Origin of the sequence: Streptomyces bottropensis ATCC 25435 (assembly GCF_000383595.1) — a bacterium.
GTDB lineage: Bacteria > Actinomycetota > Actinomycetes > Streptomycetales > Streptomycetaceae > Streptomyces > Streptomyces bottropensis.
This window is the reverse complement of record NZ_KB911581.1, coordinates 3,390,452-3,415,421: the sequence shown is the minus strand read 5'-3', so window position 1 is coordinate 3,415,421 and position 24,970 is coordinate 3,390,452. Positions and strand designations below refer to the sequence as shown.

Here is a 24,970-nt window from a genome sequence, read left to right as displayed (position 1 = left end):
ACCATACCGCCGAAAGGTGAGCGGGCGCTTAGAAGGCCCGCTCAGGGCTGTGGCGTAGAGGCCGTGCCGCACCGGGACGGGGCTCGTCAGAGCTTTTCGAAGGGGTCGTGCTCCGCCAGGAGCTTCTCCAGCCTGGCCTGGTCGACCCGGCTGACGATGCGCCCGGCCTCCTGGCGGTCGCGGATCACCTTGGCCAGGGTGAAGGCCGAGGTGACGAGGTAGAGGACCGCGACGGCGAGGAAGGCGCGGACCCAGGTGTCGGCGTCGAGGTTGTAGATACCGACGGTGGTGGCCGCCATGGCGACGGCGAAGGACGCGACGGACTGGCCGTAGAAGGCCGCCGTGTTCTGCTGCTTGACCGGTGTCTCACTCATGGGGACATGGTTCGCCGGCTGTGGCCCGAACCACATCCGTCGGGATACTCAGGCGACGGCCTCCGGATACTCAGTCCGGCTCGTCCCACCGGTCGGACGAGCCGCCCCGCGGCCCCCCTCGTCCGCCCGCCGGCTCGTCCGCCCGGCCACCTATCGCCTGCACGTCCGCCCGCCCGGCCCGCCCGCCCACGGCTCAGAACGCCGAAACGCCCGTCAGCGCCCGCCCGATGAGCAGTTTCTGTATCTGGCTGGTGCCCTCGTAGAGGGTCATCACGCGGGCGTCGCGCAGGAGCTTGCCGGCCGGGTACTCGTCGATGTAGCCGTAACCGCCGAAGACCTGGAGGGCGTTGTTCGCGGCGCGGACGGCGGCCTCGGAGGCGAAGAGCTTGGCCTTGCTGGCCTCGGTCGCGAAGGGCTGCCCCCGGTCGACGAGGTCGGCGACGCGCCAGGTCAGGAGCCGGGCGGCGTCGACATCGACCGCGATGTCGGTGATCAGCTCCTGCACCAGCTGGTGGTGGGCGATGGTCCTGCCGAACTGTTCGCGCTCGCCGGCGTGACGGACCGCCGCGTCCAGGGCGGCCTGGGCGATGCCGACGCAGCCGGCGGCGACCGACATCCGGCCCTTGGCGAGCGCGGACATGGCGACGGTGAAGCCCTTGCCCTCCGGGCCGAGCAGGGCGGAGGCGGGAACGCGGACCTCCTCCAGGACCAGTTCGGCGGTGGCCTGGCCGCGCAGACCGAGCTTGCCGTGGATGGGGCGGCGGGTCAGGCCGGGGGTGTCGGTGGGGACGAGGAAGGCGGAGACGCCCTTGTGTCCGGGTGCGTCGGTGGAGCGGGCGAAGAGGAGGACGACATCGGCCCAGGTGCCGTTCGTGATGAACGTCTTGGTGCCGCTGATGACGAAGTCGTCGCCGTCGCGGACCGCACGGCTGGCGAGGTTGCCCGCGTCGGAGCCGGTACCGGGTTCGGTGAGGCCGAAGCAGCCGACGTACTCCCCCGCCGTGAGCCCCGGCAGCCAGCGGCGCTTGTGCTCCTCGTCGCCCCAGGCCGCGACGGTCTTCGCGACCAGACCGAGGGAGACGGAGACGATGCCGCGCACGGAGGAGTCGCCCCGGCCCAGCTCCTCGGTGACCAGGCAGTACGCGAGGTGGTCGCCGCCGGAGCCGCCGTACTCCTCGTCGACGGTGAGCCCCAGGAAGCCCACCTCGCCGAGCTTCTTCACGATGGCCCGGTCGACCTCCTCGGCACGGTCCCAGGCGATGACGTGCGGGGCGATCTCGCGCTCCACGAAGTCCCGCGCGAGCCGGCGTACGGCGGTCTGCTCCTCGCTCAGCTCCAGGTTCACGCGACCCGCCTCTCGTCCGCTCTCCATTTAATTACCACTGCTAGTTTTAAGGGCGCAGCCCCTACTATGTGCGCCATGGCCAGACCGCGCAAGCCCCTGCTGAGCACCGACCGCATCGTGGAGACGGCGCGGGCGCTGGTGGACACGGAGGGGCTGGCGGCGGTCTCCACGCGACGGCTCGCGGCCGAGCTGGGCGTGAGCGGGCCCTCGCTCTACAACCACTTCCGCACCATGGACCAGATCCTGGAGGCCGTCGCCGACTCGGTGAGCGCGCAGGTCGACCTGTCGATGTTCGAGGACGGGCGGCCCTGGCGGACCGCGCTGCACGACTGGGCGGTCTCGTACCGGGCCGCGCTGCGCGACCACCCCAACATCGTGCCGGTCCTCGCGCGGGGGCCCGGTCGGCGGCCCGCCGGGCTGAAGGTCGCCGACGTCGTGTTCGGGGCCATGGTCGAGGCGGGGTGGCCCGCGGCGCAGGCCACGTCCATCGGGGCGTTGATGCGGTACTTCATCATGGGGTCCGCGGTCGGGTCCTTCGCCGGGGGCTTCGTGGACGACGAGAGCGCGTACGACCCGGCCGACTATCCCCATCTCGGACAGGCGCACCTGCTGGCGGAGCAGCAGGAGAAGGTCGACGAGCGGGCGTTCGAGGTGGGGTTGCGGGCGCTGCTGGACGGGCTGGAGCAGCAGTACGCGCGGGCCGGGCGGCGGGATCTCTAGGCACCGGCGGACGCCGAGGCCGGCGGAGGCCCGCGTCCGAAAACCGCGAGCCCGGACGGTGTCGCGGCGCCTAGCCTCGGCCCCATGACGAACGCCTCCCGCGCCGAACCCACCCGCAAGGTCGAACTGCTCGCGGCGGGGGCGGCCACCGTCACCGTCGTGCTGTGGGCGTCGGCGTTCGTGTCGATCCGGAGCGCCGGAGAGGCGTACTCCCCCGGCGCGCTGGCGCTCGGACGGCTGCTGGCCGGGGTGGTGGCGCTGGGGGCGATCTGACTGTGGCGCGGCGAGGGACTGCCGCCCCGGGGCGCGTGGCGGGGCATCGCGGTGTCCGGGGTGCTGTGGTTCGGGTTCTACATGGTCGCGCTGAACTGGGGCGAGCAGCAGGTCGACGCGGGTACGGCGGCGCTGGTCGTGAACATCGGGCCCATTCTCATCGCCCTGCTCGGCGCACGGCTGCTGGGTGACCCGATGCCGCCCCGGCTGCTGGCCGGCATGGCGGTGTCGTTCGCGGGCGCGGTCGCCGTGGGGCTGTCGATGTCCGGCGAGGGCGGGGCCTCGGTGCTGGGTGTCGTCCTCTGTGTGCTCGCGGCCGGCGCCTACGCGGGCGGGGTCGTCGCCCAGAAGCCCGCGCTGGGTGCGGCGAGCCCCCTGCAGGTGACCACCTTCGGTTGCCTCGCGGGAGCCGTGGTGTGTCTGCCGTTCGCCGGGCAGCTGGTGCGGGAGAGCGCCGCCGCGCCTGTCCAGGCGACCCTCAACATGGTGTACCTGGGTGTGTTCCCGACCGCGCTGGCCTTCACCACCTGGGCGTACGCCCTCGCCCGTACGACCGCGAGCCGGATGGGCGCGACCACGTACGCCGTGCCCGCGCTGGTGGTGCTGATGTCGTGGCTGGCGCTGGGTGAGGTGCCGGGGCCGCTCACGCTGGCCGGTGGCGCGCTCTGCCTGGCGGGGGTGGCGGTGTCCCGGTCCCGGGCGCGTACACGGGAGGCGGTGCCCGGCGCCGGTGCCGCGGCCCCGGAGGTCGTTCCGGAACCGCGGCCCGGGCCGGGCGCGCGTGGTTAGTCCGCGGCCCGGACCGGGCCCGCGAGGGCGGTCCTGCGGCCCGGACCGGGCCCGCGAGGTCAGTCCTCCGGTCGTGAACCCGCCCTTCCCGCCAGGATCTTGATCGACACCAGGGCGATGACCGAGAGCCCGATGATGTACGCGGAGACCGCCATGGAGGTGCCGGTGGCCTCCAGGAGCAGGACCATCAGGAACGGGGCGAGGCCACCGCCGAGGACGGCGGCGATCTGGTAGCCGAGGGAGGCGCCCGTGTAGCGCATCTCGGGGGTGAACAGCTCGGCGAACAGGGCGGCCTGCGGCCCGTACATGATGCTGAGGAAGCAGCTGGCGACGAAGGTGCCGACGGCCAGCCACAGCAGGGAGCCGGTGTCGATGAGCAGGAACAGCGGGACGGCCCACAGGGCGATGCCGGCGGCGCCGAACGCGTAGATCCGGATACGGCCGACGCGGTCGGACAGGGCCGCGGCGGCGGGGATCAGCACCAGCTGGGTGAGGCTGACGCAGAGGGAGACCGCGAGCACCGCGCCGCGCTTCATGTCGAGTTCGCGGGTGGTGTAGTCGAGGACGCCGGTGATGAGGATGTAGAACGTCGCGGTGTTCACGGCGAAGGAGCCGCCGGCCAGGAAGACCGTGCCGAGATGACCGCGCAGGATCGTCCTGAGCGGGGAGCTCTGCTCACCCTTCTCCTTCTCCGCCAGTTTCCGCTCCGCCGCCCGGAATTCGGGAGTCTCCTCCACGTGGCGGTGGATGTACCAGGCGAGGCCGAGGACGAACAGGCCGACCAGGAAGGGCACGCGCCAGCCCCAGGCGGTGAACGCCGAGTCGTCGGTGGTCGCGCCCACGACGAGGAACATCGTGTTGGCGCTCACCACGCCGATGGGGACGCCGAGTTGCACGAAACTGCCGTACACCCCGCGTTTGCCCTCGGGGGCGTACTCGGTGGCCAGCAGCATCGCGCCGCCCCACTGGGCGCCGACGGCGACGCCCTGGGCGACCCGGAGGAGGACGAGCAGGATCGGAGCGGCGATGCCGATCGTCTCGTACGTGGGGAGCAGGCCGATGGCGGTGGTGGACAGGCCCATCAGCGTGAGGGCCAGGACCAGCATGGGCTTGCGGCCCCGTTTGTCGCCGAGGTGGCCGGCGACGATGCCGCCGAGGGGGCGGGCGAGGAAGCCGACGGCGAAGGCGGCGAACGCGGCGAGGACTCCCGCGGAGGAGCTGCCGGCCGGGAAGTAGAGATCGCCCAGGACCAGGGCGGCGGCTATGCCGAAGACGAAGTAGTCGTACCACTCCACGGCCGAGGCGAGTGCCGCGGCGGTGGCGACCTTGCGATGGCTCTGGGGGCGGGAGGTGGTGGCGGGGGAGGAAACGGGAGCGGTGTCCATGCGAGCACACTCCGGTGGGTGCGGGGACGTTCCGGGGAACGTACTGACCGGACGGTATGGAGGTCAACGGTCGTGCACGGATCGCTTCGCGTGGGGTGGGTGGCCCAGGTGCCGGTGAGTGGCCCGGGTGCCGGTGAGTGGGGGCGACCGGCCCCCGCTCGGTGGCACCCGGATCAGAACGTCACCAAGGCCCTGCCGCCCTTACCGGCCCTCATGTTGTCGAAGGCCGCCGGGATGTCGGCGAGGGAGATGCGGTCGGTCACGAGGACGGACAGGTCCAGACGCCCGGCCCGGATGTGGTCCGCGAGGACGGGGACGTCACGGGCCGGGTCGGAGTTGCCGTAGACGCAGCCGGAGAGGGTGCGGCCCCAGTGGAAGAGTTCCAGCGCGTTGAAGGTGACCTGCTGGTCCTTGCCGCCGATGCCGACGACGGTGGTGCGGCCGCCGCGCCGGGTCGACTCCCAGGCCGTGCGGATGGTGACCGCGCGGCCGACGCACTCCACGGCGACGTCCACCCCCTGCTTGCCGGTCAGGCCACGGATCTCGCGGGCGGTGTTCTCGGAGGCGACGACATAGTCGGTGGCTCCCGCCGCGCGGGCAAGCTCCTCCTTCGCCGGGGAGACGTCCACGGCGACGATCCGGGACGCGCCCGCGATCCGCGCGGCCTGGAGGGCGGCCAGCCCGACACCGCCCACCCCGAACACGGCGACGGTCTCGCCCTCCCGGACCCGGGCCGAGTGGTGGACCGCGCCGTATCCGGTGAGGACGGCACAGCCGAGCAGGGCCGCGTCGGTGAGCGGGACGCCGTCCGGGGCGGGCAGCACACACCCGGCGGCCACGACCGTCTCCTCCGCGAAGGCGGCCACGTTCAGCCCGGGGTGCAGGTCGGCGCCGTCGGAGACCCGCCGGGCGTGGATGTCGCCGGCGCCGACCAGCGCGTTCGCGCACAGCCACACCTCGCCGAGCGAGCAGGCGTGACAACTCCCGCAGGACGGTGCCCAGTTGAGGACGACGCCGTCGCCGGGTGCCACATGCGTGACCCCCTCGCCGGCCGCGAGGACCGTGCCCGCGCCCTCGTGGCCGAGCACGGCGGGCACGGGCACCCGCATGGTGCCGTCGGACAGCGACAGGTCGGAGTGGCAGACCCCGGCGGCGGCGAGCCGCACCCGGACCCGGCCGGGCCCGGGGTCCGGCAGTTCGATCCCGGTGATCTCCAACGGGGCACCGACGGCGGGCAGTACGGCGGCTCGGACGGCCATGGAGGACGCTCTCCTACCTTCGCTGGGAAACGGTTCGCTCAGAACTGCAGGGACTTGGTCTGCAGGAACTCGGCCAGGCCGTGGGGACCGAGTTCGCGGCCCACGCCCGACTGCTTGTAACCGCCGAACGGGGCCAGCGGGTTGAAGCGGCCGCCGTTGATGTCGACCTGGCCGGTGTCCATGCGGCGGGCGAAGGCCACGGCTTCGGTGTCGTCACCGGCCCAGACGGCACCGGCCAGCCCGTAGACCGTGCCGTTGGCGATCCGCAGGGCGTCGTCCTCGTCCTCGTAGCGCAGGATCGACAGGACCGGGCCGAAGATCTCCTCCTGGGCGACGGTCATCTGCGGGGTCACGTCGGCGAGGACGGTGGGGCTGACGAAGTAGCCCTGCTCACGCGGGGGTTCGGCCCCGCCGGCGATCAGGCGGGCGCCCTCGGCCACGCCCTGCTCGATGTAACCCCGCACCCGCTCCCGCTGCTTGGCGTTGACGAGCGGGCCGATGCGGTCGCCGTACTTCGCGGCGGCTTCGGCGGCCAGCCCGACGGCCTCGTCGTACTGGGAGGTGTGGACGAGCATGCGGGTCCAGGCGCTGCACGTCTGGCCGGAGTTGGACATGACGTTGGCGACGCCGGTGGCGACCGCCTTGCCCAGGTCCGCGCTCGGAAGGATGACGTTGGCGGACTTGCCGCCGAGTTCCAGCGCCACCTTCTTGACGGCGGCCCCGGCGGTCGCGGCGATGCGCCGGCCCACGGCCGTGGAGCCGGTGAAGGAGACCAGGTCGACGCCGTCGTGCTCGGCGAGCGCCTGTCCGGCGACCGGGCCGAGACCCGTGACCAGGTTGAACACCCCGGCGGGTACGCCCGCCTCGTGGACGGCCTCGGCGAAGAGCTGGGCGATCAGCGGGGTGTCCTCGGCCGGCTTCAGCACGACCGTGCAGCCCGCGGCGAGCGCCGGGGCGACCTTGGCCACGATCTGGTGGAGCGGGTAGTTCCAGGGCGTGATCGCGCCGACGACGCCGATGGGCTCGTGGTAGACGGTCGAGTTGCCGATACGTTCCTCGAAGGGGTGCTTCGCGGCCAGCTCGGCGTACGACCCGGCGACCGCGACCGGCAGGTCCGCGTGCACCCGCTGGGAGAACGGCAGCGGTGCGCCCAGCTCGGCCGTGACCGTCTCGGCGATCTCCTGCCGGCGCGCGGCGAGCGCGTCGCGCAGCGCGCCGATGAGCGCGCCCCGTTCGGCGGGCGGGGTCGCGGCCCAGCCGGGGAGAGCGGCGCGCGCGGCGCGCACGGCGGCGTCGACGTCCTCGGCGGTGCCCGCCGGGACCTGGTCGATCACCTGCTCGTCGGCCGGGTTCACGACCTCGATCGTGCCGGTCCCGGCGGCGGGCCGCCAGCTACCACCGATGTACATACCGTCGTGTGCCTTCATCGCGCTGCCTCCCGAGCGGGCGTGGTCGTCCGCCTCAAAAACTAGCCCTGATAGTTTTCCGGCACCAGGGCCTTGAGCAGTGAGGCAGGACTCGTCGGCCGGGGGGCGGACCCGGGTGGTTGAGTGGCGGCCCCGGTCGTGCCGGACGCCCGGTCATGCCGGACCCCCGATCGTGCCGGACGCGCTGGTCGTGCCGGTGTCCAGCTCCGCCGCCGTTCCCGCTCCCCCGGGTTCCGGCTCAGAAGTCCACCCGGGTCCGGTCGTCCACCCGGGCCACCGCCTCCTGGGCGAACTCCTTCCGGTAGTCGCCGCGGATCTTCTCGATCTTGTGGTCGTTCGCGGTGACCGCCGACACCGGATACAGCAGCATCAGCTCGTACGACCGCTCCTTCTCGATCGTGCCGCCCGCGTCCCGCCACTGCCCGCGTCCCTCCCGCACGGTCAGGCCGTCCGGGAACCCGAGGGTGACCCGGCGGTCGACGAACGCCGTGAACTGCTCCTCGGTGACGGCCGGACCGCCGCCCGGGCGTTCGGTGCCGAAGAGCAGCCGCGTCTCGATGTACGGCGTCCCGCGCGCCGGGGCGATCACGGGACCGCTGGGGGCGCTTTCGGCGAGGGTGGCGTACGCCGTCGGGGCGCCGGCGGTCAGCAGGCAGGCGGCGGCCCCGAGCGCGACGCGCGTACGGGTGAGGGTGGGGAGTCGGGTCATGTGATCAGCTCTAGTGGAGCCACTCGCTCCGGATCAGTCGGCCGCGCCGGTACCGGTCCGCCGGTGCGCCTGTACGCCCCCGGGGCTCACCAGGGGCGTACGGCACGCACCGCGCGCTCCGGATTCACGGCGGGCGCGCCGGATTCACGGCTTGCGCGCGGGTTCCCGGGTCGCGGTGAGATGGGCGAAGACGACGACGTTGCTCGCGTAGCCCTTGCGCCGGTCGTACGTCCCGCCGCAGGTGATCAGGCGCAGTTCGGGGCGGCCGCGGTGCCCGTACACCTTCTTGTTGGGGAAACGGCTCTTCTCGTACGTCCGCACGGCGTCCACCGTGTAGACGGCGGTGCGGCCGTCGGCCCGCACGACCTCCACGATCCGGCCGGGCTTGATCACGTCCAGCGCGGCGAACACGGCGGGGCCGGTCCTGGTGTCCCGGTGGCCGACGACGACCGCTGTACCGGGCCCGCCGGGCGCGGGACCCTCCGCGTACCAGCCGACCAGCTCGGGCTTGTCGTCCGGCGGTGCGGGAAGCCGCCGCCCGCTGTCGAGGCGGAGCGCGGTCACCGGTGCCTCGATGCCGAGGTAGCGGATGGTGACGGTCTTCGCCGGGGACGGCGGCAGCGTACGGGGCCGGGCGGGCCGCTTCGGCCCGGCGGGGGCGGAGGCAGGGGCGGAGGCAGGGGCGGTGGCCTGGGCGGGCCGCGGGGGCTCGGTGGGAGTCGGGCTCACCGGCCCGGCCGGGGTCGTACGCCCGGCCGGCGCCCCCTGGCCGGACGCCTCGGTCGGGGGCGGGGTGCGTACGGGCTCGTCGGGGGGCGGGGGCGTGAAGTGCTGGGAGGCCTGCGCGCCGGGCGCCCCCGCACCGCGTGCCCCGGAGCCGGCCCAGACGGAGGGGGCGTCGGCGGCCGCGGTCCGCTCCCGGTGCTCCGCCAGGTGGACGCCGCCCACCACCAGCGCGACGGTCATCACGACCGTCCGCGTCAGGCGGTAGGCGCGCGTCCGGTACCAGGGCCTCGGCCGGCGTCTACGCGGCGCCATCGGCGCGGCGACGGCGCAGCCGCAGGTAGGCCACCCCGCCGACCGCGACGAGGCCCACGGCGGCCGCGCCCGCGACGGGCGCGAAGTCCTGGGTCATGGCGAGACCGCCGGCACCGGCCGGGACGGCACCCTCGGGTACGGCGCCTGCCTCCACAGCACGGTCGGGCCCGGCGCCTGCCTCCACGACACGGTCGGGCCCGGCGCCTCCGGGCCTGCCGGCTCCGGGCCCGGTGAGCGGGCAGTCGACGTTGATGTCCCTGCGCCCTTCCTCCAGCGGCCCGGTCATGGTTCTCCAGGTCAGCACATAGTTCCCGTTGGGGACCCGCGCCGCGTTCTCGGGCGCCACGGGCGTGCTGTGTCCGGTGCCGTCGGCCGCGAGGGCGATCTGCCCCGTGGCGACGGGGTCGGTGCGCTGTGCGGGGGGCTGTCGGTCGACGGTCCAGCTGATGCGCTGCGTCGGCCTGGGGTTCTCGGGGAAGTTGAAGGCGGAGAGGTAGAAGTCGCAGACCAGGGGCTGGTTGCGCTGGTTGTCGAACGGGAAGCCCACCTTGTGGATCACGACGTCGGGGTCGCCCGGGGCGGCGACGGCGGCCGGTGCCGTGATCAGGCTGGCTCCCGTGACGGTGAGTGCCGCGAGGACGGTGGCGGCACTCGCGCGCACTCCGGCGGGGCGCGGGCGGGACGAGGTGGACATGCAGAACCTCCGAGTCAGACGATTTTCACACAAATCGCTCTTTCGCCTGACTCTCTGTCACACCACACCGGGCGCGGGGGGAGCCGCGCCCGACACCCCGTCAGATATCCCCCTTCCGGCCCAGGCGGACGCCCAGCCGGAAAGGCCCTCCCCCTACCCGTCCCCGCCCTACGCGGCCTCCGGCCCGCCGCTCCCCCGCCCCGGCTGCGCCGGTGAGCGCAGCGCGATGCCCGCCGACACCAGCAGCAGCGCGCCGAGCATCACGAACGGCGCGGCCACACCCGCGACACCGGCGATCAGACCGGCGGCCGCGGGTGCCCCGGCCTGCCCCAGCCGGTTCCCCGTCAGCCGCAGCGCGAGGGCGGTGGACCGCGCCTCGTCCGGCGCCGCCTGCACCACCGTCGTCATGGACAGCGGCTGTCCGACCCCGAGACAGAACCCGAGGGCGGCAAGGATCAGGGCCAGCCCCCACACCGGCACCGGCACCGCGACCCCGGCGCACAGCACGGCCCCGAGCACACAGGTGACGGTGAGCAGCGCGGTCCGGCCCAGCAGTCGCAGCATCGGCGTCATCACCAGACGGCACGCGATGGTCGCCGCCGCCCGCAGACTCAGCAGGACACCGATCACCGAGGGCGCGATGCCCCGGTGTTCACCGACCACCGGCAGATACGCGGTGAGGATGTCGGTCGCCGACAGCACGGCGAGGCTGATGAAGATGCCGCCCGGCACGCCCCGGGTGCGCAGGATCCGGTGCACGGGCACCCGATCACCCTGCCCGGTACGGGACTTGGGCTCGAAGGGGCGCTCTATCCGCCACAGCGAGGTGAACGCGACCGCGGCCCCGGCGCCCGCGACCACCAGGGCCAGGGCGCTCGTGCGGGCCATGTCCGAACCGCCGATCAGGGCGCCCGCGGCGATCGGGCCGACCAGCTGGCCGAGGGATGCGCCGATGGTGAAGTGACCGAAGTTGCGGTCGTGTTCGTGCGGCGCGGACTGGCGGGCCACCAGCGACTGGGCGCCGATCACGAAGGAGAGGTGGCCGAGGCCCATCACACCGCTCCATACGGCCATCGCCACCAGCGAGTCGGCCAGACCGCTCAGGACACAGCCGCCGGATATGAGGACGACGCCGACCGGCAGCAGGGGCGCGCACCGGCCGTGGTCGGTCCGGCGGCCGAGCGGGACGGCGGCGAACAGCGGGAGCAGGGCGTAGATCCCCGCGATCACACCGATGGCGCGCTCGTCGGCGCCCAGCGCGAGGGCCCGGTAGGACACGGCGGGCCGGGCCATCGACACCGCCCCCTGCGCGAAGCCGAAGGCGATGACGAGGCGGAGCAGCCAGCCGCGGTTCCTACCGGGCCTCACGATGCGGGTCCTCCTGGGGGACGTTCACGCCGGTGCGGGCGAACTTCGCACCGGCGCGGGGGAGTCGGGCTGCGGGGAGTCGGACTCCGGGGTTCAGATGATGCCGAACAGCACACCGGCGCCGAGGATGATGAGCGAGGTCGCCGCCGCCCACTTCACCACGAACTTCGTGTGGTCGCCGAACTCGACCTTCGCCATGCCGACGAGCACGTACACGGCCGGCACCAGCGGGCTGGACATGTGCAGCGGCTGGCCGACCAGGGAGGCGCGGGCGATCTCCAGCGGCGAGACACCGTGGGCGGCGCCGGCCTCGGCGAGGACCGGGAGGACGCCGAAGTAGAAGCCGTCGTTGGACATGAAGTAGGTGAGCGGCAGGCTCAGGAAGCCGGTGACGAGGGCCATGTGCGGACCCATGCCGCCCGGGATGCCGTCGACGATCCACTTGGCCATCGAGTCGACCATGCCGGTGCCCTGGAGGACGCCGGTGAAGACGGCGGCGGCGAAGACCATGCCGGAGACGTTGAGGACGTTGTCGGCGTGGGCGGCCAGCCGGTCCTTCTGGTCGGGGATGTGGGGGAAGTTGACCGTCAGGGCGAGCGCGGCGCCGAGCAGGAAGAGGACCGGGATCGGCAGCCACTCCATGATCATGGCGGTGAGCAGCGTGACCGTGAGCAGCGCGTTGAACCAGTACAGCTTGGGGCGCAGCGTCGGGCGGTTGGGGTCCAGGCCCTGGAGGCGGACGTCGTCCTCGGAGTCGTCCTCGGCATCGGTGCCGGAGCCCGCGCCGCCGGTGGTCTTCGTCGTACGGACCTTGTCGTCGCCGGAGTGGGACCCGGCGGCGGACGCGGCGCCCGCGCCGACGAGGACGGTCTCCTCGGAGCCGGTGGTCTCCCCGTCCTCGGCGCCGTCCTTGACGATCTTCTCCTGCTCCAGCACCTCGTCGAGGCTCAGCACACCGAGGCGCTTGCGCTCCCGCAGGCCGAGGAAGTAGGCCAGGATGAAGACGAAGAGCAGGCCGACGAGGAGCGCGGGGATCATCGGGACGAAGATGTCCGCGGCGTCGAGCTTGAGCGCGGTGGCGGCGCGGGCGGTCGGGCCGCCCCAGGGCAGCGTGTTCATCACGCCGTTGGCGGTGGCGGCGACACCCGTCATCACGACCAGGCTCATCTTCAGCCGCTTGTACAGCGGGTACATCGCCGAGACGGTGATCATGAAGGTCGTCGAGCCGTCACCGTCCAGGGAGACGATCGCGGCGAGCAGGGCCGTGCCGACGACGATGCGCAGCGGGTCGGCCTTGCAGAACTTCAGGATGCCTCGGACGATCGGGTCGAAGAGACCGACGTCGATCATCAGGCCGAAGTAGACGATGGCGAACATCAGCATCGCGGCGGTGGGCGCGAGGTTGCCCACCCCCTCGATGACGTAGTCGCCGAGATGGGCTCCCTTTCCGACGAACACACAGAAGAGCGCGGGGATCAGTACGAGCGCCGCGATCGGCGACATCTTCTTCATCATGATCAGGACCAGGAAGGTCGCGATCATGGCGAAGCCGAGGATGGTCAACATGTGGATACCTAACGTTCGCCCTTGAACTCCCACCAGGGCACCGGCGGTGCGACGACGTTAGGGCGGGTCCACAAGTCTTAACAAGGAGTTGACATGCGAGCAATAAGAGCAGAACTCCTGGTCACAGCGTTGCACCTGCTCGGGACAGCTCCACGGGGATGCCGTTGAGGACCGCGTTGCCCGACAGCGGGTCCAGGAGAGAGCCGTCGAGAAGCTGGTTCACGTTCACGCCGGGGTCGATCGCGGCGTGCCGCATCCGGGTGCCCGGACGGTCGTGGCCCCAGCCGTGCGGAAGGCTGACGACACCGCGCCGTACGACGTCGGTGACCTCCACGGGAGCGGTGACCTCTCCCCCGGCGCCCTTGATCCGCACGGCGTCTCCGTCCGCGACCCCGAGCCGGTCGGCGTCCTCGGGGTGGAGGTGCAGCGTGCAGCGGTTGGTGCCGCCGGTGAGGGCGGGGATGTTGTGCAGCCAGCTGTTGTTGGACCGCAGATGACGCCGGCCGATGAGGACGAGGCCGGCCGGGCGCTCCCGCAGGGCGGCGCGGAGCCTCGGCAGGTCGTCGGCGATCGGCCGCGGCAGCAGTTCGATCCTGCCGCTCACCGTCTTCAGCGGCTGCGGCAGACGCGGCTTCAGCGGGCCGAGGTCGATGCCGTGCGGGTGGGCGAGGAGCTTCGCGAGGGTGAGCCCGTCCGGGGCGGCGCCGAAACCCTCTCCGTACGGGCCGAGGCGCAGCATCATGTCGAGGCGGCGCTCGGGGCCGGTGTCGCCCGTGAGCAGACCGGCGAGTTCCTTCGGGTCGCGGCCGTGGACGGGTGAGTGGGCCTCCTTGACGGCCTTGCCCAGGGTCTGGCCGATGACCAGGTCGTCGACGGCGGCAGGGTCGGCGCCGTGCATGCCGGTGGCGGCGAGGACGAGGCGCGCGAGGATCTCCGTCTCTGCCATGCGCCCGTCCTCCAGGGGGACGGCGGCGGGGTTGTAGCGGACCTGGTTGTGCACGGCGAAGGAGTTGAAGGCGAAGTCGTAGTGCGGGGCCTGGGAGGGCGGCGGCGGGGGCAGGACGACGTCGGCGTGGCGGGCGGTCTCGCCCAGATAGGGGTCGACGCTGACCATGAAGTCCAGGGAGTCGAGCGCCTTGTCCAGGCGGTCGCCGTCGGGGGCGGAGAGCACGGGGTTGGCGGCGATCGTGATGAGCGCGCGGACAGGGCTGCCCTCGGGGGTGGCGGTGTCGATCTCCTCGGCGAGCGCGGACAGCGGCAGTTCGCCCTTGGCCTCCGGGTGGCCGCTGACCCGGCTGTGCCAGCGGCCGAGCGCGAAGCCGTGGCCGGGGCCCGCGGGCCGGGGAGTCCGGTCGGTCGCGGACTGCGGGAAGAGGGCGCCGCCGGGCCGGTCGAGGTTGCCGGTGAGGATGTTGAGCACGTCGACGAGCCAGCTGGCGAGGGTGCCGTGCGGGACGGTGCAGCTGCCGATGCGGCCGTACACGGCGGCGGTGGGGGCGGCGGCCAGCTCGCGGGCGAGCGCGCGGATGGTCCCGGCGTCGACGTCACAGGCTTCCGCGACGGCTTCGGGCGTGAACTCCCCTACGGCGGCGGCCAGTTCATCGGTCCCCAGCACCAGCGGGGCGAGGTCGCCGAGGTCGACGAGGTTCTCCTCGAAGAGGACCTGCGCCATCGCCGCGAGCAGCAGTGCGTCCGCGCCGGGGCGGATCGCCACGTGCCGGTCGGCGAGCTTGGCCGTACGGGTCGTGCGCGGGTCGACGACGGTGAGGGTGCCGCCGCGCGCCCTGAGGGCCTTGAGCTTGCCGGGGAAGTCGGGGGCGGTGCACAGACTGCCGTTGGACTCCAGGGGGTTGGCACCGAGGAGCAGCAGGTGGTCGGTGCGGTCGAGGTCGGGCACGGGGATGGCGTTGGCGTCGCCGTAGAGCAGTCCGCTGGAGACGTGCTTGGGCATCTGGTCGACGGTGGAGGCGCTGAACAGGCTGCGGGTGCCGAGGCCCGCGAGGAGGGCGGGCGGGTAGAGGGCGCCGGCCATCGTATGGACGTTCGGGTTGCCGAGGACGACGCCGACGGCGTTCGGCCCGTGGGCCTCGACGACGGGCCGGAGCCCGGCCGCGACGGCGTCGAACGCCTCCTGCCAGGTGGCCTCCCGCAGTTCGCCGTCCCTGCGCACCAGCGGGGTGCGCAGCCGGTCGGGGTCGCCGTCGGCGGCACCGAACGAGGCGCCCTTCGGGCAGATGAACCCCTTGCTGAACACATCGTCCCGGTCGCCGCGCGCCTTGGTCACCCGGGTGCCTTCGATGGTGAGGACGAGCCCGCAGGTCGCCTCGCAGAGGGGGCAGATACGCAGGGCGGTGCTGGGCATGTCGCCTCCGGAGGCGTGGGCGTACGGGCAGGTCGAGCATACCGACCGGTACGGACGAGGGGGAGGGTTCTGCATCGGCGTTCGCCGCCGTCAGTCGAAGAGGATGACGCCGTTGCGGGTGCCGACGGCCAGCTCACCGCCCGGGCCGACGGCCAGCGCCGTACACAGGGAGGGGAGTTGGAGACGATGGTGGACCTCGCCGTCGCGGATGCCGAGGACCGCGAGGCGGTCGCCGCCGGCCACGGCGTAGGTGGCGGCACCGGGGAGGTGGGCGGCGTGGGTGATGCGAGGGATGGCGACGTCGTGGACCTGATCCGGTCGGGGTCTCGTACCCTCCCCCGGCGGCCGTACCCTTGCGGCGCGCCTGTTCTCGGGGGTGAGGAGCCATTGAAGCCTGCCGGCGGAGTACAGCACGGCCCTGCTCTCACTGACCACCAGGAACATGTCCGGTTCCTCCGGCGCCTTCGGGGCGAAGACGTCGACGAGCCCCACCTCAGGCAGCGTCCAGCCTTCTTCCGAGCACAGTCTCCTGTAGCGCACCGCCCGGTCCTGCCCCGTCGGGTACTTGTCGAAGGCCCACGCCTCTCCGTCGAGCCGCCCGCCCGCGCGTCTGATCAGCCACCTTCCGTACACCGCGTCCGGTATCGGCCCGCCCTCCACGTCACGCGGGCGGATGTCCAGGGGCCTTTCGCCGATCGCCCCGTACACCGGAGTCCCGACCGGCGTGTGGACGCTACCGTCCCCCGCGACGTCCCACCGCTCCAGCAGCCCCCACTCGCTGCGTGCGAACAGCCGCGAGCCCGCACCGTCGCCGGGAGCGGTCGCCAGGTTCCGCACCCCGCTCTCGCACAGCGGGCGGAGCCGCTGCCGCAGAGCCCCGTCGGCGCCGTGCCGCAACTGGACGGTCCCGTCAGGGCTGCCCACGACGACCAAGGCACCCCGCTCACCGCCGAGCGCGGTCACCGTGGACACCGGCCGCGGCGCGTCGAGCGCCTCTTCGGTGCGCCAGCCGTCCGATGTGGCGGTCAGCCGCCACACACGCCCCTGGGTGTCACCGCACAGCACGCCCGCGTCGTCCGCGGTCAGCGCGGTGACCACGCGGGGCATCCGGCGCGTCCAGCCGTCGGGCATCGAACCGATCCTGCCGTCGAGACCACTGCTGACCAGCCGCCTCCCGTCCGGCCCCGGCGCGTGGGCCAGTGCCGTCACACCTCGCCGGTGCACGGGGCGGGGCGGCCCGAGCGGCCGGAAACCGGGCAGCGCCCACTCCCGTACGGCACCGGACTCGTCGCCCACGGCCAGACGTCCGGAGCCGTCGGGGGCGAGGGCGAGTGCCGTGACGCCCGCGTCGCCGGGCAGGCTCACCCCGTACGTGCGGGCCCCGCCGATGTCCCAGCACACCAGCCGCCCGGTGTCCGTGCCGACGACCACGACGTCCCGGGCGCGCACCCGCCCGATGTCCAGAGCGGTCACCCGCTGCTCGTCCGGCAGCATGAACTCCTGCTCCGCCAGCGGCAGTCCGGCGCGCAGCACCAGCACGCGCACTCGTCCGCCGTGTTCGCCGGTGACCACCACGTCGCCGCCGTCCGCCAAGTGGCCCACGGCCGCGCAGGCGATCAGCGGCACTTCCCAGGGGGGCGGCGGTTCCAGGATGCGTCTGCGCCACAGTTCACGCGGTACCGCCGGGTCCCAGCAACGGATCTCATGGTCCTCGCCGACGCTGGCCAGGGCGTGGGAGCCGCCGGCGCCGTGGATCTCACCGAGCGCCAGTACGGCCCCGTCGTGTGCGTTGAGCAGCATGGATTCGGCGGCGTGCGGGGTCGGCCACAGGCGCAGTACGCCGTCGGAGCCACCGACGCACACCGTGCCGTCCACGGTGTGCACGGCGCCCGTCTCGTGGCGCTGCCGCCTACCGCCGATCCGGTCGCCGGTCACCAGGTCGTACACCTGGAGTCCGTGGGCGTCTCCCTGGACCGAGACACAGGGGGTGAGCCCGAGCGTGAACACGGCGAGCCGCGTGCCGTCGCCGGCGTCGATCCGCAGCGGCAGGCCGAGCGGGCGCCCGCTGTCGGCGTCGACGCGGTGCAGCAGTCCGCCCGCGGTGGCGACGGCGACGATCCGCTGCCGCCCGGACCGGCCGACGCCGAGCGAGGCGACCTTGCCGAGGCCGGACAGCAGGGTACGCACGGGATCGCCGGTGGTGAGGGAGGAGAGGCGGACGGTGCCGTCCTCGCCCGCGGTCACGACAAGGGCACCCTGGGGATGGTCGTGGATCGATTCCAGGGCGGTGACGGCGCCGGAGTGGCGAGTGGTGACTGCCGCCTCTCTCACCACGTCACCCCTGGCCGCCACGGTGCCGTCCTCGTAGCCGAACAACAGGGTGTCCCGGGCCGGCCCGCGAGGCGCCAGGCAGGCCGTGATCCGGGGCATTTCACCGACCCGAGCGTTCGGTCCGGAGATGCTCACGAGTTGGGCGGCATCGTCCTGCAGGCGGTAGATCAGCACAGTGCCCTGGTCGAAGCGGAGCGCCACCTGCGCCACCTGCGCCGTCCTGTCATCCGGGCCGGATGAGGTGAGCTGGATCTGTCTGGCGGGCCTCAGCGGCTCTTGCGCGGGGTCGAAGTCCTCAGCCGGTGGCAGCTCCCATGTACGCACACTCCCGCCCCGCCACACATGCAGCAGCCTCCACTCCGTGTACACCCAGTGCCGCCCCCGCAGTTCTGCCCTGCGCTCGTGCGACAACACGGCAGCCGTGCCCGGGAGTGCGGCGGGCGCCGTCCATGTGTGGGCGTGGAGCCCGTCCGCCACGTCGCGGGTGTGGACCTGCTCCCCCGTGTCCAGGTCCCAACTCGTCTGCCGGTCACGGCCGACGACCACTTCCACATACTGGGCGCCGGCTCCGTCCACCCCTGGTACCACGACGCCGGTGTCGCTGCGGCACGTCATGCCCTCGTACCAGCGCGGTCCCTCGTGGGGGTTCCACGCCGCCCAACGGGCCCGCCAGGGCAGACCGTCCTCGCCCTCGTCACAGGAGCGGGCGAGCTCCTCGGCCTTGCGGCAGACGGCGGCGAGGCGCAGCCGGGCACGTGCCTCGGGGTCGGCGCCGGCGCGCCCGCCGCGCTCCCGCAGCAGCGCCTCCATGTCACGGACGGCCTGAGCGGCGCGCCGCCCCTCGGCGGTGCGTACCCTCGGCAGGGCCGCGAGCAGTTGGCCCGGGTCCGCTGTCAGCACGAACCGGGCCTCGCGCAGCAGCGGGTCGAGCACACCCCCTTCCGCCGCGTGCAGCGCCAGATACCGGCGCACATAGGTGAGTTCGACATCGCGCAGTATCCGGGTCACCGTGCGCTGCACGCGCTCGGCGTCGTGCGACTCACGCAGGTGCTCGATGAGCGCGCGATGGTAGACACGGTAGACCGAGCCGTCGTCCTCCGTGCTCTCGACGAGGTACGACCCGGCGGCCGTGCGCAGCCACACCACGTCCTCGTCGGTGTAGTCGGCGGCGGCCAGCGCGGAGGCGAGCCGGGGCCACACGCCCGCCCAGGGCAGACCGGCGCCCTGCGCGTAGGCGAGCGGCAGCAGCAGGTCGCGGGCCTTGTCGGCGAGCGGGCCGAGGCGCTGGGCGAGGTCGCGTTCCATGGCCTCGCCCGGCAGCCGGGGAAGCGCGTCGCGCCAGGACCGGTCGTAGGGATCGGGCACCTCGGGTTCGCGGGTGATGGTGCGCGCGGTGATCAGGGCGACGAGGAAGGAGCGGTCCGCCGCCTCGGCCACGGCCTGCGCGACGGCGTCCACGAGACCGGGAGCGGCGCTCTCCAGGGCGGAGCCCTTGGCGGTCAGCAGCTTGCGGGTGTAGGCGCGGACGGCGGCGGGGTCGGCGTACCGCTCGTCGTCGAGATTGATGCGCCGGGCGGTCGCGGGCAGCCGTTGCTCGATGTGCGGCCGAGCACCGACCAGGAACCGCAGGGGGAGGCGGCGCGCCGGATCCGTGAGCGGGACGATGAGTTCCTCGACGGCCTCCGTGGGGGCGAGCGCCTCGTCGAGCGAGTCGACGAGGACGACCAGAGGGGCGGTACGGGTCTGCAGGTGGGCGGTGAGCGCGCCGAGCGAGTCGGCGGTGCACCCGGCGGCCGCGGCGAGAGCGTCGAGAAGCTGGCGGGTCGTCTTGTGGCTGGCGTTCACGGCCACGTCGACGGCACCCGGCTCCGGCCGGCTCGGCGGCAGGTTGTCCTTGGGCACGGCCGGGTTGCGCTGCGGGTCGCTGAGGACGGCGACCATGCCGAGCAGCGACGACTTCCCGGAGCCGGGGTCGCCGGTGACGACACACAGCCGCTCGGCGGCACGGTCCGCGGCGAGCCATGCGGTGATCTCGGTGAGGGCCGCGTGGCGCCCGGTGAAGTTCCAGACGTCGTCGGTCGCCACGTCGGTGCCGCGGGCCCTCGGTATGAAGAAGGCACGCAGCTCCTCCTCGCGGGCGGTCCTCTGCCCGGCACGGAGCGCGACGACCTCGTCGATCTCGTCGATCCTGCGCCCTGCGGCGTCAGCGACGTACCGGGGATTGGGCAGGAAGTGCGGGATGTCCGCGGTGGCGTTGGCGAGGGACCACACCAGTCGTTGCCTGAGCAGGGCCTCGCGGTCGCTGCTGATGGCGGCCATGACGCGTTCGAGGCTGATGTGGGCGGGCGCGTGTCCCGCCGTGGCCTGCCGGCGCACTGCCCGGTCGAAGGCGGCCGAGAGAGCACCGGTCTCCGTCTCCTCCTTGCGCCGTGACGACGCGACGAGTACGAGGCCGGTGCTGCCGTGCTCCGTGACGGGCTCCTGGAAGCGGCGCGCTTCGAGGCCGGAACGCATCGCGGAGGTGGTGCCCTCCTCCGAGAAACAGGTGTCGAGGATGACGAGGAGCCGCTCGACGGGGGTGTCCTCCCACAGCTGTGCCAGCAGGTCCTCGCTGGGCAGCGCGGTGCCGCGCAGGTCGTCGTGCTCGCTGTCCGCGAGCATCAGATAGTGGCGGCCGCTGCGTTCAGCGACGCGACCGTGGCAGGCGAGATAGAGCACGACATAGTCGTCGGGAGCGCGTTCGGGCGCGGTGGCGAACGCCCGCAGTGCCTTGGTCAGTTGCTCGCGGGTGGGGTTCAGGCCCAGGTCGGCACCCCTGCGGTAGCCGAGTTCGCCGATGAAGAGCCGGTCGATCCGTTCGACGTCGTCGGCGAGTTCGGCTCGCTGGTCCTCCGGGTGGGCGCGGACGTCCGGGACCGCGGTCGAGAGCAGGAAACGGCGTGGGGGTTCGGGTGCCGCGGGTTCTTCAGCCACCACCGCATCCCTCACTCACCGCCCGGCCCGCCTCGGCAGTGTTGAGGTAGCGCGTCACGTCGTGGGCCTTGGAGCCGTTGTGCACGAGGTGCCCGCGCACCCGCTCGCCGAACAACGGCCGCAGGTCCTTGACCAGGGCGACCACGTCCCCTTCGTCGGCGATGTTCGTCCACTGCTCGACGGCGCCCGGCCAGTCGCCCGGTTTGCCGCCCTCGCCCGCCCGCAGTCGGTCGAAGACGAGGTTGCGGATGCCGAGAGGCGAGCCGAGTGTGAGCAACGCGCGGACCGGCCACTCGGGGTGTGCGCACAGCGCCTCGTACGCGACGACGCTGCCGAGAGAGTGACCGACGACGACGCGGGTGTCGTCGGCGACCGCTGCGGCGACCCTGTGCTGCACCTCGTCGCGCACCGCCGGGTCGGTCAGATAGGCGCGCACCTGCTTGAGGTCGAGGACCAGGCCGCGCAGTGCCACTCCGGCGAAGAACCGGGAACGGCTGAGGGCGTTGAGGGCGCGCTGCGCCGTACGCGAGGTGCGGGCGAGGGTACGGGCGTCGGGCGGCAGCACGGCGGGGTCGGTGCGAGCGGCTTCCTCCCACCACGCCAGGAGCAGTTCGGCCTCCAGGCCTTCGGCCACATCGGAGGCGTCGAGGGGCGGGTCCTGCACGGCGAGGGTGCGGCCCCGCGGGCGGAACAGGTCGCCGTAGAAGACGCAGGTCATGTCGTCCGCGGCCAGGGCGGCCGCTTCGGCCCTGAGCAGTCCGTCGCTGAGGGCGGGATGCCAGGAGGAGTGCAGACCGTGCTCTCCGGCGTGCTGCTGGCCTATCCCGTGGATGCACACCACCCGAGCCATACGTCCCCCCGCGCTCGCTCCGAGTGCGATCACCTTAGCAACGGGGCGGTGGGCTGGGGCTGTTCACGGAGGGAATCGGTCCAGCACGCGCGCCAGATACGCCCGAAGCAGTTCCCGCATCTCCTGGATGATCCGCGAGTCACCCTCCGGGGAGACCCGGAAGGCCAGGTGGACGAGGGTGTCGGCGGTCTCGACGGCGATGAGGAAGGTGCGGCGGAGGTCCTCGTCGGGGGTTCGGTCGATGAACGCGGAGAGCAGTTCGGACAGCCGGTCGGCGACACGGTGGTTGGGTTCCTGCCGGAGGCCGCCGACGGGGATCTGGTTGCCGAAGTCGATGAGAGCGAAGCCGGGGGCGTTGCGCTTCATGTCGAGGTACTCGTCGAGGACAGCGTCCATCGCGGTGCGCCAGTCCCGGCCGCCCATCGCCTGGAGGCGGCGGGTGACCCGGTCGGTGAAACGGTCGAGGTTGCGGTCGGCGAGCGCGTCGGCCATCGCGCGCTTGTTGCCGAAGAAGCGGTAGACGGAGCCGATGGGCACACCCGCGCGCAACGCCACGGCGCGGGTACTCAGCGCGTCGTAGCCCACCTCGTCGAGGAGGTCGGCGCAGGCGTCGAGAATCCTGGTCAGCCGTTCGGCACTGCGCCGCTGCACGGGTGCGCGACGCAGGGAGGCCGCCTGGGACACGGGCTTCATCGGAGTCCTTTCGTGGATCCCCTCGGCTTCAACCGGGGGGCGGAGGGAACGAAGTCCCTGCGGAGCAGGGCAAGGAGCCGGGATCCGCCAAGGTGGATCCCGGCACTCTGACCTGGAGGCCTAGGTTTCACACACATCGATGCTAATTTGTGAGAGGCGTCCGTATGTGGGCGTGCGACAGCTGTGGCACGACCCATGATCGGGACGTGAACGCGGCGAAGAACCTTCTGGCCGCCGGGCTGGCGGTGACAGTCTGTGGAGCTGGCGTAAGACCTCAACGGAGTTCTCCGGGCGGGCAGTCGGCGACGAAGCAGAAAACCCCACGGCGCGAGCCGTAGGAATCCGCCTCGTTCACGAGGGGGAGGAAGCCAAGATGCCTTTCCGCCGATGGGGTGGGTGTGGTGGTCGGGGACGCCGGGCCCGCTGAGCCCTTCCGAATCCGTACGGTCGGCGCCGCCGCTCCCGCTCGGCCGTGGGGCACCACCGGCTGCGGACATCCGCACGTCCACAGCCTGCCGGGAGACTAGAGCACCGCACGGACAGGACGGATCCCCCGTCGATCCGGTTCTCCCCCTCGGCCCGATGCACCCGATCTGTCGACATCCACCGGCGTCCGGTTGCCGCCTCGTCCCCTTGCGTCCGCCTCGACCGAATCCTACGGTGAAGCATAGGAATCGAGAGCGGTGAGGGAGCGGGCATGAGCGGGGACGCGAGGAAGACGGCCGAGGGGCTGGAGTACCTCTCCGGTTTCGGCAACGAGCACGCCACGGAGGCGGTCCCGGGCGCGCTGCCGCACGGCCGCAACTCCCCGCAGCGCGCCCCGCTCGGGCTCTACGCGGAGCAGCTCAGCGGCACCGCGTTCACCGAGCCGAGGTCCCACAACCGCCGCTCCTGGCTCTACCGGATCCGCCCCTCGGCCGCCCACCCGGCTTTCACGCGCACCGGCAACGGCGCCCTGCGCACGGCTCCCTTCACGGAGACGGTGCCCGACCCCAACCGCCTGCGCTGGAATCCTCTCCCCGAGCCCCCGGCCGGCACCGACTTCCTCGCCGGCCTGTGGACGCTCGGCGGCAACGGCGACGCGGCCCAGCGCTCGGGCATGGCCGTGCACCTGTATCACGCCGATAGGCCGATGGAGCGGGTCTTCAGCGACGCGGACGGCGAACTCCTGATCGTCCCGGAGCGCGGCGGCCTGCTGCTGCGCACCGAGTTCGGCCTGCTCCACGCCGAGCCCGGCGAGATCGCCCTGATCCCCCGGGGCGTCCGTTTCCGCGTCGATCTCCTCGACGGCTCCGCCCGCGGCTACGTCTGCGAGAACTACGGCGCCCCCTTCCGCCTCCCCGACCTCGGCCCGATCGGCGCCAACGGCCTGGCGAACGCCCGCGACTTCCGGGCGCCGGTGGCCGCGTACGAGGACGTCGAGGGCCCGGTGGAGGTGGTGAACAAGTACTGCGGCAACCTCTGGACGGCCACCTACGGCCACTCTCCCCTCGACGTGGTCGCCTGGCACGGCAACTACACGCCGTACGTCTACGACCTGCGGCGTTTCAACGTCATCGGGAGCATCTCGTACGACCACCCGGACCCGTCGATCTTCACGGTACTGACGTCACCGAGCGACACCCCCGGTCTGGCCGGGGTGGACTTCGTCGTGTTCGCGCCGCGCTGGCTGGTCGGCGAGGACACCTTCCGGCCGCCGTACTTCCACCGGAACGTGATGAGCGAGTACATGGGTCTGATCGAGGGCGCGTACGACGCGAAGGCTGCCGGAAAAGGGGGCTTCGTGCCCGGTGGCGGCTCGCTGCACTCCATGATGTCGGCGCACGGACCGGACCGGGAGACCTTCGACCGGGCGAGCGCGGCGGAGCTGCGGCCGCAGCGGGTCGACGACGGCCTCGCCTTCATGTTCGAGACGCGCTGGCCGATCCTCATGACCGCGCAGGCGGCCCGCGCGGAGCACCTGCAACGGGGGTACGACGAGGTGTGGTCCGGGCTCCAGCGCCACTTCGGCCCGTTGCACTGAACGTGTCGCGCCGGGTACGGATAGCGTCGTGACCTCATTCGCTCCGGACTCGATCGTCCTGAACCGCAAACTGCCGCTCTGGTATCAGGTGTCGCAGTCCCTGCGTGCCTCGATACTCGGCCGGTCGCCCCAGGACCCCCTGCGGCTGCCGACCGAGGAGCAGCTGGCCGGGCACTACGGCGTGAGCGTGCTGACCATGCGGCAGGCTCTGAAGGAGCTGGAGGGCGAGGGGCTGATCACCCGGCACCGCCGGCGCGGCACGTTCATCGAGCCGAGCGCCCGGCGGGGCTCGCCGGTCCGTCTGCTGGGCTCGGTGGACGCGATCGTGGCCCAGCAGTCGGGCATGACGACCGAGCTGCTGGACCAGGGCAGCACCCCCCTGTCGGGTGAACTCGTCGAGTACTTCCCGGACTTGATCGAGGTCGCCACGTACCACCGGCTGCGCGGCGACGAGAAGACGGGCGAGCCGACCAACCACGCCCGCAACTACGTGCGTCCCGAGCTGGCCGCGCTCATCGACCGCGACGATCTGCTCCGCTGGCCGATGACGAAGGTCCTGCGCGATGTCGTGGGTGTGGCCATCGGCCGGATCACCGACACCGTCGAGGCCCGTCTCGCGGACCCGGAGACGGCCCGCCTCCTCCAGGTCCCGCTGCTCAGCCCGATCCTGCACTACACGGGTGTCACCTACGACGACACCGGCCGCGTCCTCGACGTGGCGGTCATCCACTATCGCGGCGACCGCTTCTCGTTCACGGTCACCCTCGACGCCCACTGACCCGGAGGACCAG

17 protein-coding genes and 2 pseudogenes are annotated in these 24,970 nt (G+C 72.5%); 5 read left to right on the top strand and 14 right to left on the bottom strand.

The annotated features are described in order from the left end of the window. Positions 1-86: 86 nt before the first annotated feature. Positions 87-374 (bottom strand): YiaA/YiaB family inner membrane protein, encoded by a 288-nt coding sequence (locus tag STRBO_RS0115040; protein ID WP_005485101.1) that lies wholly within the window; start codon positions 372-374, stop codon positions 87-89. 193 nt (positions 375-567) lie between these two features. Continuing rightward, on the bottom strand, positions 568-1,719 hold the full coding sequence (locus STRBO_RS0115035) for an acyl-CoA dehydrogenase family protein (RefSeq protein WP_005485098.1): 1,152 nt from the start codon (positions 1,717-1,719) through the stop codon (positions 568-570). A gap of 75 nt (positions 1,720-1,794) precedes the next feature. Here STRBO_RS0115035 and STRBO_RS0115030 point away from each other — a divergent pair, with 75 nt between their 5' ends. Both STRBO_RS0115030 and STRBO_RS40150 read left to right on the top strand, forming a co-directional pair. Further along, positions 1,795-2,439, top strand: a complete 645-nt coding sequence (locus STRBO_RS0115030; RefSeq protein ID WP_005485097.1) for a TetR/AcrR family transcriptional regulator — start codon at positions 1,795-1,797, stop codon at positions 2,437-2,439. Between the two features lie 84 nt (positions 2,440-2,523). Continuing rightward, positions 2,524-3,501 (top strand): annotated as a pseudogene (locus STRBO_RS40150) (DMT family transporter). A 59-nt stretch (positions 3,502-3,560) separates the two neighbouring features. On the opposite strand, the gene STRBO_RS0115020 reads toward STRBO_RS40150, so the two are convergent. The 12 genes from STRBO_RS0115020 to STRBO_RS0114965 form a co-directional block, all read right to left on the bottom strand. Then, positions 3,561-4,886, bottom strand: coding sequence for an MFS transporter (locus STRBO_RS0115020; protein WP_005485092.1), 1,326 nt, complete (start codon positions 4,884-4,886; stop codon positions 3,561-3,563). A 173-nt stretch (positions 4,887-5,059) separates the two neighbouring features. Beyond that, the gene (locus STRBO_RS0115015) at positions 5,060-6,145 is read right to left on the bottom strand and encodes a Zn-dependent alcohol dehydrogenase (RefSeq protein WP_005485090.1); all 1,086 of its coding nucleotides are present in this window, start codon (positions 6,143-6,145) and stop codon (positions 5,060-5,062) included. A 38-nt stretch (positions 6,146-6,183) separates the two neighbouring features. After that, positions 6,184-7,572, bottom strand: a complete 1,389-nt coding sequence (locus STRBO_RS0115010; RefSeq protein WP_005485088.1) for an aldehyde dehydrogenase family protein — start codon at positions 7,570-7,572, stop codon at positions 6,184-6,186. Between the two features lie 238 nt (positions 7,573-7,810). Further along, positions 7,811-8,281 (bottom strand): DUF3574 domain-containing protein, encoded by a 471-nt coding sequence (locus STRBO_RS0115005; RefSeq protein ID WP_005485086.1) that lies wholly within the window; start codon positions 8,279-8,281, stop codon positions 7,811-7,813. 144 nt (positions 8,282-8,425) lie between these two features. Then, the gene (locus STRBO_RS0115000) at positions 8,426-9,247 is read right to left on the bottom strand and encodes a class F sortase (protein WP_020114401.1); all 822 of its coding nucleotides are present in this window, start codon (positions 9,245-9,247) and stop codon (positions 8,426-8,428) included. Between the two features lie 58 nt (positions 9,248-9,305). Continuing rightward, positions 9,306-10,013: a hypothetical protein gene (locus tag STRBO_RS0114995; protein ID WP_020114400.1), complete on the bottom strand. Its 708-nt coding sequence runs from the start codon at positions 10,011-10,013 to the stop codon at positions 9,306-9,308. Positions 10,014-10,181: 168 nt separating this feature from the next. Beyond that, positions 10,182-11,381: an MFS transporter gene (locus STRBO_RS0114990; RefSeq protein WP_005485082.1), complete on the bottom strand. Its 1,200-nt coding sequence runs from the start codon at positions 11,379-11,381 to the stop codon at positions 10,182-10,184. Positions 11,382-11,474: 93 nt separating this feature from the next. Further along, a complete protein-coding gene (locus STRBO_RS0114985) occupies positions 11,475-12,947 on the bottom strand; it encodes a CitMHS family transporter (protein WP_005485080.1) in 1,473 nt (490 codons plus the stop codon). Between the two features lie 121 nt (positions 12,948-13,068). Next, positions 13,069-15,309 carry a molybdopterin oxidoreductase family protein gene (locus STRBO_RS0114980; RefSeq protein ID WP_020114399.1) on the bottom strand — a complete coding sequence of 747 codons (2,241 nt, stop codon included), beginning with the start codon at positions 15,307-15,309 and terminating at the stop codon, positions 13,069-13,071. 90 nt (positions 15,310-15,399) lie between these two features. Beyond that, complete coding sequence (locus STRBO_RS0114975; RefSeq protein WP_028796663.1) at positions 15,400-20,613, bottom strand: caspase family protein; 5,214 nt, start codon at positions 20,611-20,613, stop codon at positions 15,400-15,402. Continuing rightward, positions 20,606-21,463 carry a hypothetical protein gene (locus STRBO_RS0114970; RefSeq protein WP_020114397.1) on the bottom strand — a complete coding sequence of 286 codons (858 nt, stop codon included), beginning with the start codon at positions 21,461-21,463 and terminating at the stop codon, positions 20,606-20,608. Before STRBO_RS0114970 ends, STRBO_RS0114975 begins: the two co-directional genes overlap by 8 nt. A gap of 63 nt (positions 21,464-21,526) precedes the next feature. Continuing rightward, positions 21,527-22,156 carry a TetR/AcrR family transcriptional regulator gene (locus STRBO_RS0114965; RefSeq protein WP_005485073.1) on the bottom strand — a complete coding sequence of 210 codons (630 nt, stop codon included), beginning with the start codon at positions 22,154-22,156 and terminating at the stop codon, positions 21,527-21,529. A 158-nt stretch (positions 22,157-22,314) separates the two neighbouring features. Between STRBO_RS0114965 and STRBO_RS41640 the strand changes: the two are divergent. The 3 genes and pseudogenes from STRBO_RS41640 to STRBO_RS0114955 form a co-directional block, all read left to right on the top strand. Next, positions 22,315-22,494: pseudogene (locus STRBO_RS41640) on the top strand (zinc ribbon domain-containing protein); the annotation flags it as partial. A gap of 359 nt (positions 22,495-22,853) precedes the next feature. Next, positions 22,854-24,179, top strand: coding sequence for a homogentisate 1,2-dioxygenase (gene hmgA / locus STRBO_RS0114960; protein ID WP_005485072.1), 1,326 nt, complete (start codon positions 22,854-22,856; stop codon positions 24,177-24,179). A 28-nt stretch (positions 24,180-24,207) separates the two neighbouring features. Further along, the gene (locus STRBO_RS0114955) at positions 24,208-24,957 is read left to right on the top strand and encodes a GntR family transcriptional regulator (RefSeq protein WP_005485071.1); all 750 of its coding nucleotides are present in this window, start codon (positions 24,208-24,210) and stop codon (positions 24,955-24,957) included. Positions 24,958-24,970 lie beyond the last annotated feature (13 nt).